This window comes from Capnocytophaga sp. H4358 (assembly GCF_002302515.1).
In the GTDB taxonomy this organism is placed as follows: Bacteria; Bacteroidota; Bacteroidia; order Flavobacteriales; family Flavobacteriaceae; genus Capnocytophaga; species Capnocytophaga canis.
The window spans coordinates 285,917-300,218 of sequence record NZ_CP022380.1 but is presented as its reverse complement, the minus strand read 5'-3'; the positions used below and the strand labels follow the sequence as shown (position 1 = coordinate 300,218).

Genomic DNA, 14,302 nt, shown 5'->3' with positions numbered 1-14,302 from the left:
AGAAGAAAACTCACAGAGTAGGGCTGCCATATTTTCGACTTCATTTGAATTGTAACCCTCTGTTGATAAGATAAAAATCCAAAAGTACCATTGCAGCCATAGCCTCTACGATAGGTACGGCACGAGGTACAACACAAGGATCATGCCTACCTTTACCCTGTACTGGAATCAAATTTCCACGAATATCTAAAGCTTCTTGCTCTTGCATTAATGTTGCAACCGGTTTGAAAGCAACTTTAAAATAGATATCCATTCCATTGCTGATGCCTCCTTGAATGCCACCTGAACGATTGGTTTGAGTACTTCCATCTGGATTGAAAAGATCATTGTGTTGACTGCCACGTAATTTTGTTCCCTCGAAACCACTTCCATATTCAAATCCTTTTACCGCGTTAATGGAAAGCATCGCCTTGGCTAATTGTGCGTCCAATCGGTCGAACACAGGCTCACCAAGTCCTATAGGTACATTTTGAATAACGCACATAACCGTTCCTCCAACGGTATCCCCTTCTTTACGGATTTGTTTGATGTAATCTTCCATCTGTTGAGCCAATTTTGGATCGGGACAACGAACAGCATTGGTTTCCGTTAGTGATAAGTCCAAATTAGTGTAAGGTGTTTGCAAAGCTAATTCACCTACCGATGAAACAAAAGCTGTAAAACGAATTTGATGAAGTACCTGTTTAGCGATAGCTCCTGCCACTACACGACAGGCAGTTTCACGAGCAGAACTTCGGCCACCTCCTCGATAATCACGATGTCCATACTTCTGTTGATATACATAATCAGCGTGACTCGGACGGAAAATATCTTTAATATGGTTGTAATCTTGCGATTTTTGATTCGTATTCTCAATAATAAAGCCTATAGAAGTTCCAGTGGTCTTTCCTTCAAAAATTCCTGAAAGAAAACGCACTTCATCAGGTTCTTTACGTTGAGTAACAATGGAAGATTGCCCTGGCTTTCGTCGGTCTAATTCTTGTTGAATCAATTGAAAATCAATAGTTATTCCTGCAGGACACCCATCAATTACACCTCCTAATGCTGTTCCGTGTGATTCGCCAAAAGTAGTCAGTCGGAATAATTCTCCAAATGTGTTTGCGGCCATTTTTTATTTAATTTACAGAATATTCAATCATCTCTTTAATACGATAAAAATCTTAGTAGATTATCTACACGATTTTTTTCGCTCTGAGCATTTCCCGTTTTCCAGGTGGACCTGCCAATTTTTCAACCTGAAAACCACATTGCCTCATGGCTCTTTGAACACTTCCCTTAGCAGAGTAAGTCACTAGAACACCTTCGTTTTTCAAAGCCTTATGCATTTTTTCAAAGATAATTTCTTCCCATAATTCAGGTTGCACTCTTGCTCCAAAAGCATCGAAATATATTAAATCAAAACGATTTATATCATCAATTGTCTCAAATCGTTGTCTGCGTTTTTTAAGAGTAAAAGTCTCTGTTATAGGAATATTTGTTTGCCAATCCGATTGATGAATATGCTCAAAAATAGGATCCAGTTTTTCATTTCCAATAATTTGAGTATAGTTCATTTGTTGTGCTTCTTCCCACGAAAGCGGATAGGCTTCTATACCTTCATAATGTACTCGCAACCTCAGATTCTGATGCTCTATGTATGTTACCAAAGCATTCAATCCTGTGCCAAATCCTATTTCAAGAATCGAAATTTGTCTATTTTCAAATAATTGCAATCCATTTTTTATAAAAACATGCATTGCTTCTTGTAATGCTCCGTGTTTAGAATGGAAATTTTCGTTCCATTCAGGGATGTGTATGGTTGTGGAACCATCTGAAGTGGTAATAACTTGTCGATTCATCGGTTACAGCACTAATTTTTCCCAATCGTTATAATGCTTTTTATCGATAATTGTTCCTTTTTTTATAGTTATTAGCCCAGGATTGGAACGAATCATCGTTTTTAAGGTTGTTTCATCGTTGTAGTAGAACTCAAAATTCAATTCATATTCCTTTATGAGTTGCTCCGATTGGTTCAAATCATATGCTAAACCGATAACAGTATATCCCGATTTTAAAGCCTTGTCAGTGATAGTTTTGATGTTCTTAAAAGCATTTCTATCTGTTTTTTCAATTTTATAACAAATCACCAAAAGCAACTTTTCTTTGCTCATCATCTCATCAAGATAATTTTCCCCTTCTTTTTCTATATAAAAATCGTGAATTGGAGGTTCATATCCTTTATCAACTAATTTAGTTTCAAAGGATATAAATTCACCATCTACTGTAGGATAACTACCTTGCGTAGTCACTATTTTTTCTTCTCCATTCACATTGAATTTCCAAAGATAATCATAAACCGCTTTTGGAGCATTTTCAGGAATCCTCATAGCCTCAGGAATGTTCACACCAATTTTATAAGGTCTAAAATCCTTTATTGGTAAGTGATTATAAACTTGATATACAAATACAATACAACCAATCAACGAAACAAAAGTAACCACGAACGGCAGTTTTCTACCAATTGGTTGAATCATTTTTTGTTTCCAAAATAGAATTAAAGTTACGACAAGCAATAGAATATCTTTCCCAAATGATTGCCAAGGAGTAAATTTAATAGCATCACCAAAGCACCCACAATCAGTAACTTTGTCGTAATAAGCTGAATAAAAAGTTAAAAAACCAAAGAAAATGAGCATCAATAGCGTAGCCCAAAGAGTCAATTTTTTTAAATATCCCATCAGAATCATCACCCCCAAAAGTACTTCAGCAATGCATACAAAAATAGCAATCGCCAAAGCAAAAGGCATAAAAAAAGGTAAATTGAGTACTGACTCACTAAAATATTCTTCCAGTTTAAAAGAAAATCCGATGGGATCATTAAGTTTTATTAATCCGCTAACAATAAACGTGATACCTAAAAAAAGTCGTAAAATATGGATTATAATTTTCATTACAAATATTATTTTTTTAATTCTTTGAGATGGATTAAGGCGAACACAGCATAGTTTATCATATCTTGGTAATTGGCTTCAATTCCTTCGCTGACAAGGGTTTTACCTTGGTTGTTTTCAATTTGTTTTACACGCAGAAGTTTTTGTAAAATCAAATCAGTAAGCGAACTAACACGCATATCACGCCATGCTTCACCATAGTCATGGTTTTTTTTCTCCATCAACGAGCGAGTTTCTTCTACTTTGTTCTCATAGAGCTGTATAGCTTCCTGCGTTGATAAATCAGGTTGTTGTACCACCCCTTTTTCGATTTGAATAAGTGCCATTACGGAATAATTAATGATTCCAATAAACTCCGAAATTTCCCCTTCATCAATTTTCCGTACCGAATTTTCCTGTAAACTCCGAATACGTTGAGCCTTAATAAAAATTTGGTCAGTAAGTGAAGGTAATCTCAGAATACGCCACGCACTTCCGTAGTCAGTCATTTTATTGATAAAAAGTGACTTACATTCTGAAATCACCTGATTGTATTGTTCTATTGTGTTATTCATCGTTCATAAATAATTCACAAAGGTAATATTTTTATGAGAATAATCCATTTTTATATATTAAAATATTTGATTTTTGCTTTGATATGTATGGTATAAATCTATATCATTAATGTTCTATTTATTGAAGGATACGTATATACAAAAAAGTCGCCACTTCCCAGCGACGACTTTTCCTCATTAAAACAAAAAATTATGAAAAAAACTAAATTACTTTCCTTTTTCCATTTTGTCTTTCAGCTCTTGAAGAGCCTCCAAGTCACCCAAAGTTGATTTTTCAACATTTGTTGTTGTATTAACAGCAGCTTCCTTAGCTATTTTCTCTTCTTCTTCTCTGAAAATTGCTGTATGTGAAGCAACTACTCTTTTGAATTCTTTGTTAAATTCAATGATCTTGAAATCAGCAACATCTCCTTTTCCTAATTTCTTGCCGTCTTCTTTTTCTAAGTGACGTGTAGGAATGAAAGCTACGATGTCCTCGTTAAAATCAACAGTAGCACCTTTGTCTACTATTTTAGAAACGGTTCCATTGTGGACAGTTCCAACAGCGAACTCTACTTCATATTTATCCCAAGGATTTTCTGTAGTTTGTTTGTGTCCTAATGAAAGTTTACGACCTTCAACGTCTAATTCAAGAACAACAACATCTAGTTTATCTCCAACGTTTACAAACTCAGAAGGGTGTTTTATTTTCTTAGTCCAAGATAGATCAGAAATATAAATCAATCCATCAATTCCTTCTTCTAACTCAACAAACACACCGAAGTTTGTAAAGTTACGTACAGTTCCAACATGTTTAGAACCTACAGGATATTTTGAAGCGATATTTGTCCAAGGATCAGATGTTAACTGTTTGATACCTAATGACATTTTACGCTCTTCTTTGTCCAATGTGATAACCACGGCTTCAACTTCATCACCTAAGTTAACAAAGTCCTGAGCTGAACGGAGGTGCGTACTCCAAGACATTTCAGAAACATGGATAAGACCTTCAACTCCTTCAGCAACTTCAATGAAAGCACCATAGTCAGCAATTACTACTACTTTACCTTTCACCTTATCACCAACTTTCAAGTCATCGGTCAAAGCGTCCCAAGGATGTTTACTTAATTGTTTCAAACCTAATTGGATACGTGATTTATTGTCATCAAAATCAAGGATAACCACGTTCAATTTTTGGTCTAACTCAACAACTTCGCTTGGGTGGTTGATTCTTGACCAAGATAGATCAGTAATGTGAATCAATCCATCAACACCACCTAAGTCAACGAACACACCGTAAGAAGTTACATTTTTAACAACACCTTCTAAAACTTGACCTTTTTCAAGTTGTCCGATGATTTCTTTTTTCTGTTCTTCAATATCAGCTTCGATAAGAGCTTTGTGAGAAACAACTACGTTTTTGAATTCATGATTTACTTTTACTACCTTGAATTCCATAGTTTTATTCACAAATTGCTCATAATCACGAATCGGTTTAACATCAATTTGAGAACCTGGTAAGAATGCTTCGATTCCGAAAACATCTACAATCATACCACCTTTTGTTCTACTCTTAACAAAACCATTTACAATTTCGCCATTTTCGTGAGCTAAGTTTACGCGATCCCATGCTTTTATAGTACGAGCTTTACGATGTGAAAGCACTAATTGTCCTGTTCTGTCCTCACGGATATCAATCAAAACCTCAACTTTATCTCCTACTTTTAAGTTAGGATTGTAACGAAATTCGTTCAAAGAGATAACCCCTTCTGATTTAGCATTGATGTCGATGATTGCTTCTCTGTCAGTGATGCGAACTACTGTTCCTTCAACAACTTCATTGTCTTGAGTGTCAACAAAATTGTTTTTCACTAAATCTTCAAAATTTTTTAATTTGTCTTCTTGAACTCCATCAATACCTTCTTGGTATTTAGCCCAATCGAAGTTTTGCAAAAACTCCTCTTTTGTTTGTTGTTGTTCAGCCATTTGCTGATAATTAAATTTGTATTCTTATGAAAATCAAGAGATTAGCAAATTTTCACTTGAATGATTAAACATTATTTTTCTCTCTTATTCTCTTGTAAATGCTATCTAAGAGCGTGCAATATTAAATATTATTTTTCTAATAACCAAAGAAATAGTATGTTTTTTGTAAAATATTTTTTTGATATTCAGTGTAATACCACATTTCCTCAATTTTATTTGTATTATTACAAAATCAACATAGCGTCTCCGTAGGAATAAAATTTATATTTTTCTTGTACCGCTTCCTTGTATGCTTTCATAATCAAATCGTGTCCTGCAAAGGCTGAAATCATCATTAGCAGGGTTGATTTTGGTGTGTGAAAATTCGTTATCATGGCATCGGCAATGCTGAAATCGTGTGGTGGGAAAATAAATTTGTTTGTCCATCCCACATAAGGGTTTACCGTATTTTCTGATGAAACAGAGCTTTCTAAGGCTCTCATTACCGTTGTTCCAACAGCACAAACTCTATTTTTTGCACGTTTGGCTTTATTGATAATCTCAGTCTGGTCTTCTAAAATGAACATCTCTTCGCTGTCCATTTTGTGTTTTGACAAATCCTCAACTTCAACAGGACTGAAAGTTCCTAAACCTACGTGTAAAGTTACTTCTGCAAAATTTATTCCTTTGATTTCTAATCGTTTCATCAAATGTTTGGAGAAGTGTAATCCGGCCGTTGGAGCTGCAACAGCTCCTTCGTGTTTCGCGTAAATAGTTTGGTAACGCTCTTCATCTTCAGGTTCAACGGCTCTTGAAATATATTTTGGAAGTGGTGTTTGACCTAATTCTGTGAGTTTATTTCTGAATTCTTCGTAAGAACCATCATATAAAAAGCGGAGTGTACGTCCTCGGGAAGTAGTGTTATCAATTACTTCAGCAACCAAACTGTCGTCTTTTCCGAAGTACAATTTATTTCCAATACGTATTTTTCGAGCAGGGTCTACAAGCACATCCCATAAACGCTGGTCTGCATTCAATTCACGAAGTAAAAACACTTCAATTTTTGCTTTTGTTTTCTCTTTATTACCATAGAGCCGAGCAGGAAAAACTTTGGTGTTGTTCAGTACAAAAACGTCACCATCGTCAAAATAATCGATGACATCTTTAAAAAGTTTATGCTCAATCAATCCTGTTTTTCGATGTACAACCATCAAACGTGCTTCATCGCGATTTTCACTCGGATATTCAGCCAATAATTCTTTAGGTAATTCAAAATTAAAATTTGATAATTTCATTGTGTGATGTATAAAACCGTATATTTTTCCATAAAAAGTCTGCAAATATACGTTTTCAAAATAGGCTTTGTCAAGTAATTATAAGATTATTTCTCAAGTGTAATGTTAAGCGATTGAAATTTAATATTTTATCTTATTATTTTCTCTCTATTCTTTAAAACTTGATATCAAACCCGTATTTTTGCGGAATGCACGTTTTAGGTTCCTATCTGACCTGATAATCCCAATGTTTTCGTCAGATAAAGGAACAAAAACCAATGTGAGTGTTCCAAATGAAGCTATCATGATTACTGTTATCCATTTCTACAATTAGGTATCACCTTGATCTTTGTAGGATGCAAAAGTAACCACAGAACTGTAAGAGAATTTCGAGCCGATTCATACGGCAGTCAGAAATTTCTGAATGTCCCCAGCTCCTAATCTGTACTCTTCAAAAGTTAGCTTTTGTTTCCGTACGAACAAAATAGTGCTTTTTTGAAACATTTTGAGTTGTTGTGATTTAGAATCTTAAAGCAGGGATTCTAAGGAATAGTAAATTCATTTTAAATGTTTTTCCGATTTAATTCGAATCAATCTTTTTAGTCTTGTTTCAATGTATAAATTCAGTTAAGCAAAACATCTTTCGCCTATAAAATACAGCATTTTCGGATTTTAATTCGAGCTGAAGAGACCTCCATTGTTCTGAAAGACAATTATTTTTATCTTAAATCCGTAAGTAACATCGTTAAATAATTCGGATTGACTCCATTTCAATAATAAATACATATTTATTTTTTGAGTTCATTATTTATTTTCATATTTGTACTTTTGTGTTGAAACATAGTAAGCGAAGGCTTATTATGTGAAACCAAAATTGCCCCCACAAGGTCGGCGAATTTCATTTCAAGGCTGTGGATACTTCACTAAAAATTAACTCTCATATACTCCGCAGAGCGGACTTTGTCTCCAATGCCGATAGAAATCACCGAAAAACATTGAAAATCAAAATCTAATAGATAAAAAAGATATGTAGTTAAATACTGAAATTGGTTTCTTTTTTCTCAATAATTAAGAAAGTTATTTCCTTTTGACAGAATACTAACTACCATGATTTTCGTAGTCTTTGCCGTTGCTCAAATGGGTGAAAAGACAATTCAGTAGTATGCCAGAGAACAAAAAATTGCACTTCGAGTTTGAGTCTGCACGACAATCTTTTTTATGAATAACTTGTAACTTTTAGATATTCTTCTTACCTTTGAGCGATTTATTTATCAAAAAATATATGGAAACTGTAAAAAATTATATTGAAGAAAACAAAGAACGATTTATTGATGAACTGATTCAACTTCTTAAAATTCCGTCGATTAGTGCCGACTCAGCATATTCGCAAGATGTAATAAACACCGCTGAAGCTGTGAAAAATGCTTTAGAAAAAGCAGGATGTGATACAGTCGAGATATGTGACACCCCAGGTTATCCAATTGTGTATGGTGAGAAAATCATAGACCCTGCATTGCCTACTGTTTTGGTGTATGGTCACTATGACGTACAACCTGCTGATCCTATTGATTTGTGGCATTCTGATCCTTTTGAGCCAGTGATTAAAACCACTGAAAAACATCCACAAGGTGCTATTTTTGCTCGTGGAGCTTGTGATGACAAGGGGCAGATGTATATGCACGTTAAAGCCTTGGAATATATGGTGAAAACGGGCAATTTACCTTGCAATGTGAAATTTATGATTGAAGGAGAAGAAGAGGTAGGTTCTGAAAGTTTGGGTTGGTTCGTAAAACGCAATCACGAAAAACTCAAAAACGACATTATTTTGATTTCCGATACAGGGATGATTGCTAATGATACACCTTCAATCACGACAGGGCTTCGTGGTATCAGCTATGTTGAGGTAGAAGTTACTGGACCTAATCGCGATTTGCATTCAGGGCTCTATGGCGGAGCTGTAGCAAATCCGATAAATATTTTGACAAAAATGATTGCTTCTTTACATGATGAGAATAAGCGAGTTACCATACCAGGATTCTATGATAAAGTAGAAGAACTCTCACAAGAGGAACGCAATCAAATGGCAAAAGCACCTTTTTCATTGGAGAATTATAAAAAAGCCTTGGACATTGAAGATGTTTATGGAGAGGAAGGCTATTCAACTAACGAACGCAATTCCATTCGTCCTACTTTGGATGTAAATGGTATTTGGGGAGGATATATTGGTGAGGGAGCTAAGACCGTTATTCCGAGTAAGGCATATGCTAAAATATCAATGCGATTAGTACCTAATCAAAATTGGGAAGAGATTACACAACTGTTCAAAGAGCATTTTGAGAGTATTGCTCCTGCAGGAGTCAAAGTGACTGTAAAGCCACATCATGGAGGACAAGGATATGTAACGCCTACAAATTCAGTAGGGTATCAGGCGGCAGCAAAGGCCTATAAGCAATCTTTTGGTAAAGACCCAATTCCTGTGCGTTCAGGAGGAAGTATTCCGATTGTAGCTCTTTTTGAAAAAGAATTAGGTAGTAAATCTATTTTGATGGGGTTTGGTTTGGATAGTGATGCGATTCACTCGCCTAATGAACATTTTGGAGTTTTCAACTTCTTAAAAGGAATTGAAACTATACCATGGTTTTACCATTTTTTTGCGAAACCTAACGAATAGGTGTGATTTTAAAATGTTATAATTCAAAACTTTATAAGATTGTATAAAAACATCTTTGTAGGAATTGCGTGTCTATTTATTGATTTCGATTGTGGTCTGTTTTTGATATGCGATTTCTACAAGGGTGTTTCCGTTGGGTGACTTTACTATATTGATACATTCAGTAAATAAGCAATAAAAGGATTTTAAGCCTTGAAGCAGCATTGAATCCGTAATTCAATAAATCATAAAACTTAAAAATATGGCAGAGTTTATACGTATTTATAATGACAATCCGAATGAGAAAGAGATAGCTAAGGTGGTGGAGATTCTCCGCGAAGGTGGATTAGTTATTTATCCAACAGACACGGTCTATGGATTGGGATGTGACATTACTAACACCAAGGCTTTGGAAAAAATAGCTCGTTTCAAAGGAATAAAGTTGGAGAAAGCAAATTTTTCATTCGTTTGTGCCGATTTAAGCAATCTTTCTGATTATGTTAAGCAGATTGATAGTTCTACGTTTAAAATATTAAAGAAAGCTTTGCCTGGACCTTATACATTTATTCTTCCTGGCAGTAATAATCTTCCGAAAGATTTTAAGAAGAAAAAGACGGTAGGAATCCGTATTCCCGATAATAATATAGTCCGTATCATCGTTGAAAGGCTTGGAAACCCGATTGTGTCCACTTCTATCTATGATGAGGATGATTTGATTGAGTATACTACCGACCCTGAACTTATTTTTGAAAAATGGCAAAACAGGGTCGATGCCGTTATCGACGGAGGATACGGTGATAACGTGGCTTCAACCGTTATAGACTTATCTGGTGATGAACCCGTTGTAGTTCGTGAGGGCAAGGGAAGTGTAGACATTTTTTAATATCTACACTTCAATACTAACTGATTTATTACCTGTATTTTTACCTTCTTCAAAGTAAAAATCGATACGTCCCAACTGAATTCCAAAGCAACCCACTTGGTTTACTAAGGTGGTGTTCCCCTTTTTGTTTGTTACTAAAGTAGGCTCAGTTAAGAACGTATGTGTATGTCCGCCTATGATGAGGTCTATATGTGACGTTTCTTCTGCAATTTTAAGGTCGTAGATTTGATTTTTTCTATCTACGTAATCATATCCTAAATGGGAAAGACAAATTACTAAGTCACATTTTTCTTCTTCTTTGAGTTTACGCTCCATATCCAATGCGATTTCCAAAGGATCTAAATAAACAGTTTCTTTGTAATTCTGTTTGCTGACCAAATTTTCTAATTTTACACCCAGTCCGAAAACTCCAATGCGAATACCATCAATCACATACACTTTGTAAGGATTTGTGTATCCGTCCATTAGAGTATTTGAAAAATCGTAGTTTGCGATTAAGAAATCAAATTTAGCATGAGGCAATTGAGCGTACAGTCCATCAATTCCATTATCAAAATCATGGTTCCCAATGGTAGAGGCGTTGTATCCCATCATGGACATTAACTTAAATTCGAGTTCTCCTCCATAGAAATTGAAGTAAGGAGTTCCTTGAAAAATATCTCCAGCATCAAACAGTAATGTGTTTGGGTTTTCACGACGAATTTGTTCAACCAAATAAGCTCTTCGTGCTACGCCTCCACGATTTGGGTTCTTAGGAGCATTGGCAGGTTGTGGGTCGATATGGCTATGCGTATCGTTTGTGTGTAAAATAGTGATTTTCTTTATATTATCAGGCTTCATTGCTAACGACAAACCTCCCAACCCCACAAATAAGGACGAAGCTCCCACATTGCGTATAAAAACTCTTCTCTTCATAATTTCTTTTCTATGATTGCGATTCTGCTATTTACAATTTATTTTATAGTTGAAAAATTTTGTGTTCTGACCAAAGTCATCTACCGCAAAGGTATGAATTTATTGTAGAAAATTCAATAAGTACTTTTGTTTTTTTTATGTTTTCTTTTTGAAAGCGTCGTTTACGGGTTATTTTTCCTTAAATCGAATGGACACTAAAAAGTAATGCGGAATGAGAAAGTGCGTACCGAAACGTTCGGGAGCAACATCTGACTGGGCAACTTCACAGTATGAGCCAGAGCCATCAGGATTGATTTTCGGGGTAATGATAGCAAAAATAGCAGTAGCTTTATTGGTGGCAGACGTAAAAAACCATTCATTTGATGAACCAAAGAAATCCTTTAAAACGTACATATCCGATTCACTTTTCAAATCAAAATATACTTTTTTACTACCAAAGCGTTCACCTCGCAAAAATCCTTTAAATTTACCGTCTGCCATTTTAAAGAAGAATGTAAGGGGCAAAGTATTGGATTGATTTCTGAAATAATCAGACTCCGAACCATCAAATAGTGTTTCTGTTCTTACAAGGTTTCCGTTTTCATACTCTGAAATTGTAACTTCATAATGTTTGCCTTTGATAGTAGCCCCGTGAAAGGTAAGGGTTTGGATGTAGATATTTTCAAAATCTAATAAAACTTGTACCTCTTTGTTTTCACTGCCATAGACGGAAGTTACTTTTATTTTTTCCTGTCCGAAAGTAATGCTTAAAAAGGCGATGCATAGTAAAAATGTAAATCTCTTCATAAAATATCTAGGTATTGTTGTATAAAGCGTTGATAATTAAATAATAAGGTTGTGATTTTGTGAAATATAAATAACGGTAGAGTTATGCTCCACAGATTCTTAAAGCACAAATATAGTAAAAAAGGTGCCAAATCCTATAGAAAACAGAATTGTATTCGTAAAGAATTTCACTGACAATTTATATGTAACCATAATTTGTTTTGTAAAGATAGTCTACTAATGATTTACCGAAAATATTTTATTTTTTCGTTATATTGCTCAAATTAAGAAGATTATCTTCAAAAAGTGTTGTCATTTCTGGTTTGTTTTAATGTACAAATCAAATTTGAATAATCGTTTTACAAAACTTTACTAATGCTAAAATACTAATGTTATGATTGTATTGTTTTTTTATATTTCATCTGATTTATTGTTCTGTAAATCAATCAATAATAAAAAAGTTAAATCCAAATATCGACAAAAAAATGTCAAAAAAAATTGTTTTTACCACTTTTTATTGTTACTTTGCGTGTTGATTTTAAAATTTTGAGCAAAATGAATGAAGTTACCCGTTTGTTTGATATTCCGTATTATCAGCTAAAAAACTTTCCTTTGGAAGATGCTTTTGTAACAAAATACGACGGAAAATGGGAAAAAACGTCCACTGAAACCTATATTCAAAAAATAAATCAAGTTAGTCGAGGTTTGCTACGTTTAGGAGTGGAAAAAGATGATAAAATAGCAGTCATTTCATCCAATAATCGCACTGAGTGGCACGTTTTAGATATGGGTATTTTGCAAATAGGTGCTCAAAACGTACCCGTCTATCCAACTATTTCATTGGAAGATTACGAATATATCTTCAATCACGCAGAATGTAAATATTGCTTTGTTTCTGATAAACAATTGCTTGATAAAATTACCTCAATTCAAGATAAATTACCTCATTTGAAAGGGATTTACACCTTTGACACTGTTCCTTATGCACACAGTTGGAAAGAAATTTTAAACTTGGGTGTTGATGAAAGTAACCAACCCGAAGTTGAAAATTATAAAAAACAAATTCATGGAACAGATTTAGCTACCATCATATACACTTCAGGAACAACAGATCGTCCGAAAGGAGTGATGTTGTCACATAAAAACATAATTTCCAATGTGTTAAACTGTGAAGACAGGCTTCCCATAAAAGCAGGTTCTCGTTGTTTGAGTTTTTTGCCTGTATGCCATATTTTTGAACGTATGCTGACATATTTCTATCAGTATAATTTCATGCGAATTCATTTTGCTGAATCCATTGAAAAAATGGGAGAAAATATTAAGGAAGTAAAACCTCATTTGATGACAGTCGTTCCGCGTTTACTTGAAAAGGTATATGATAAGATTTATACCAAAGGTACGGAACTCTCTGGCATTAAAAAGAAATTATTTTTCTGGGCTTTGGATTTGGGCTTTGCATATAAACCTTATGGAGCGAATGGCTTTTGGTATGGTTTTAAATTGGGAATTGCTCGTAAATTGATATTCAAAAAGTGGCAGGAGGCCTTGGGGGGAGAACTGCAATTGATTGTATCGGGAAGTGCCGCATTGCAAAATCGTTTAAATCGAGTATTTTGTGCTGCAGGATTGAATATCGTTGAAGGATATGGACTTACAGAAACATCTCCCGTAATTTCTGTGAATCGAAAATCAGGTAAATATTTGAAAATAGGCACTGTAGGAAAACCTATCAACAATGTTGAGGTGAAAATTGCTGAAGACGGCGAAATTCTTTGTAAAGGAGACAACGTGATGTTAGGTTACTTTAAAGATCCTCAAATGACTGCACAGGCTATTGTTGATGGTTATTTCCATACAGGAGATATTGGGGAGTTGGACAAAGAAGGATTTTTAAAAATCACCGACCGTAAGAAAGAAATTTTCAAAACATCGGGAGGAAAGTACATTACGCCACAACGTATTGAAAGTCTTTTGAAACAATCCAGATTCATTGAACAAGCCATGGTGGTGGGTGAGGGAGAAAAGATGCCTGCGGCAATCATTCAATTGAATTTCCCTTTTGTGAAAGAATGGGCAAAACGCCGTGGAATTAATCTTGAAAGTAGCAATGAGCAAATAATAGCCAACAAAAAATTATTTGACCGAATTAGAAAAGAGGTTGAGCGGGCTAACGAGAATTTAGGGCAATGGGAGAAGATCAAAGTTTTTGGACTTACACCCGATGAGTGGAGCATTGACGCAGGGCATCTGACCCCAACTTTGAAACTAAAACGTCGTATTATTAAAGAAAAATATTCCGAACTTTATAAATCGTTTTACGCTTAGTTTAAAAGTTTAACGACCAACAAATAGAGTTTCACCTGAATTTCTAGCTGGTAAAGATTTTT

11 protein-coding genes are annotated in these 14,302 nt (G+C 34.8%); 3 read left to right on the top strand and 8 right to left on the bottom strand.

From position 1 onward, the window contains the following. Window positions 1–40 precede the first annotated feature (40 nt). From aroC to queA, 6 genes are all read right to left on the bottom strand, one after another. On the bottom strand, window positions 41–1,108 hold the full coding sequence (gene aroC, locus CGC49_RS01285; RefSeq protein WP_095911679.1) for a chorismate synthase: 1,068 nt from the start codon (window positions 1,106–1,108) through the stop codon (window positions 41–43). Between the two features lie 64 nt (window positions 1,109–1,172). Beyond that, window positions 1,173–1,838 carry a tRNA (5-methylaminomethyl-2-thiouridine)(34)-methyltransferase MnmD gene (gene mnmD / locus CGC49_RS01280; RefSeq protein WP_095911678.1) on the bottom strand — a complete coding sequence of 222 codons (666 nt, stop codon included), beginning with the start codon at window positions 1,836–1,838 and terminating at the stop codon, window positions 1,173–1,175. A 3-nt stretch (window positions 1,839–1,841) separates the two neighbouring features. Further along, the gene (locus CGC49_RS01275; RefSeq protein ID WP_095911677.1) at window positions 1,842–2,930 is read right to left on the bottom strand and encodes a BT_3928 family protein; all 1,089 of its coding nucleotides are present in this window, start codon (window positions 2,928–2,930) and stop codon (window positions 1,842–1,844) included. An 8-nt stretch (window positions 2,931–2,938) separates the two neighbouring features. Beyond that, entirely contained in the window at window positions 2,939–3,484 is a 546-nt protein-coding gene (locus CGC49_RS01270) for a DUF1599 domain-containing protein (RefSeq protein ID WP_042008562.1), read from the bottom strand. A gap of 207 nt (window positions 3,485–3,691) precedes the next feature. Continuing rightward, entirely contained in the window at window positions 3,692–5,449 is a 1,758-nt protein-coding gene (rpsA, locus tag CGC49_RS01265) for a 30S ribosomal protein S1 (RefSeq protein ID WP_042008563.1), read from the bottom strand. A gap of 224 nt (window positions 5,450–5,673) precedes the next feature. Next, a complete protein-coding gene (gene queA, locus CGC49_RS01260; RefSeq protein WP_095911676.1) occupies window positions 5,674–6,723 on the bottom strand; it encodes a tRNA preQ1(34) S-adenosylmethionine ribosyltransferase-isomerase QueA in 1,050 nt (349 codons plus the stop codon). Window positions 6,724–7,984: 1,261 nt separating this feature from the next. Here queA and CGC49_RS01255 point away from each other — a divergent pair. Continuing rightward, entirely contained in the window at window positions 7,985–9,373 is a 1,389-nt protein-coding gene (locus CGC49_RS01255; protein WP_095893204.1) for a dipeptidase, read from the top strand. Between the two features lie 241 nt (window positions 9,374–9,614). Then, window positions 9,615–10,235 carry an L-threonylcarbamoyladenylate synthase gene (locus CGC49_RS01250; RefSeq protein ID WP_042008567.1) on the top strand — a complete coding sequence of 207 codons (621 nt, stop codon included), beginning with the start codon at window positions 9,615–9,617 and terminating at the stop codon, window positions 10,233–10,235. Between the two features lie 3 nt (window positions 10,236–10,238). Here the strand turns inward: CGC49_RS01250 and CGC49_RS01245 are convergent, their stop codons facing one another. Both CGC49_RS01245 and CGC49_RS01240 read right to left on the bottom strand, forming a co-directional pair. Then, window positions 10,239–11,150 (bottom strand): bifunctional UDP-sugar hydrolase/5'-nucleotidase, encoded by a 912-nt coding sequence (locus CGC49_RS01245; protein WP_042008568.1) that lies wholly within the window; start codon window positions 11,148–11,150, stop codon window positions 10,239–10,241. A 168-nt stretch (window positions 11,151–11,318) separates the two neighbouring features. Further along, entirely contained in the window at window positions 11,319–11,936 is a 618-nt protein-coding gene (locus CGC49_RS01240; RefSeq protein WP_095911675.1) for a hypothetical protein, read from the bottom strand. 534 nt (window positions 11,937–12,470) lie between these two features. Here CGC49_RS01240 and CGC49_RS01235 point away from each other — a divergent pair. Next, the gene (locus tag CGC49_RS01235; RefSeq protein WP_042346361.1) at window positions 12,471–14,240 is read left to right on the top strand and encodes a long-chain fatty acid--CoA ligase; all 1,770 of its coding nucleotides are present in this window, start codon (window positions 12,471–12,473) and stop codon (window positions 14,238–14,240) included. The last annotated feature ends 62 nt before the right edge of the window (window positions 14,241–14,302 follow it).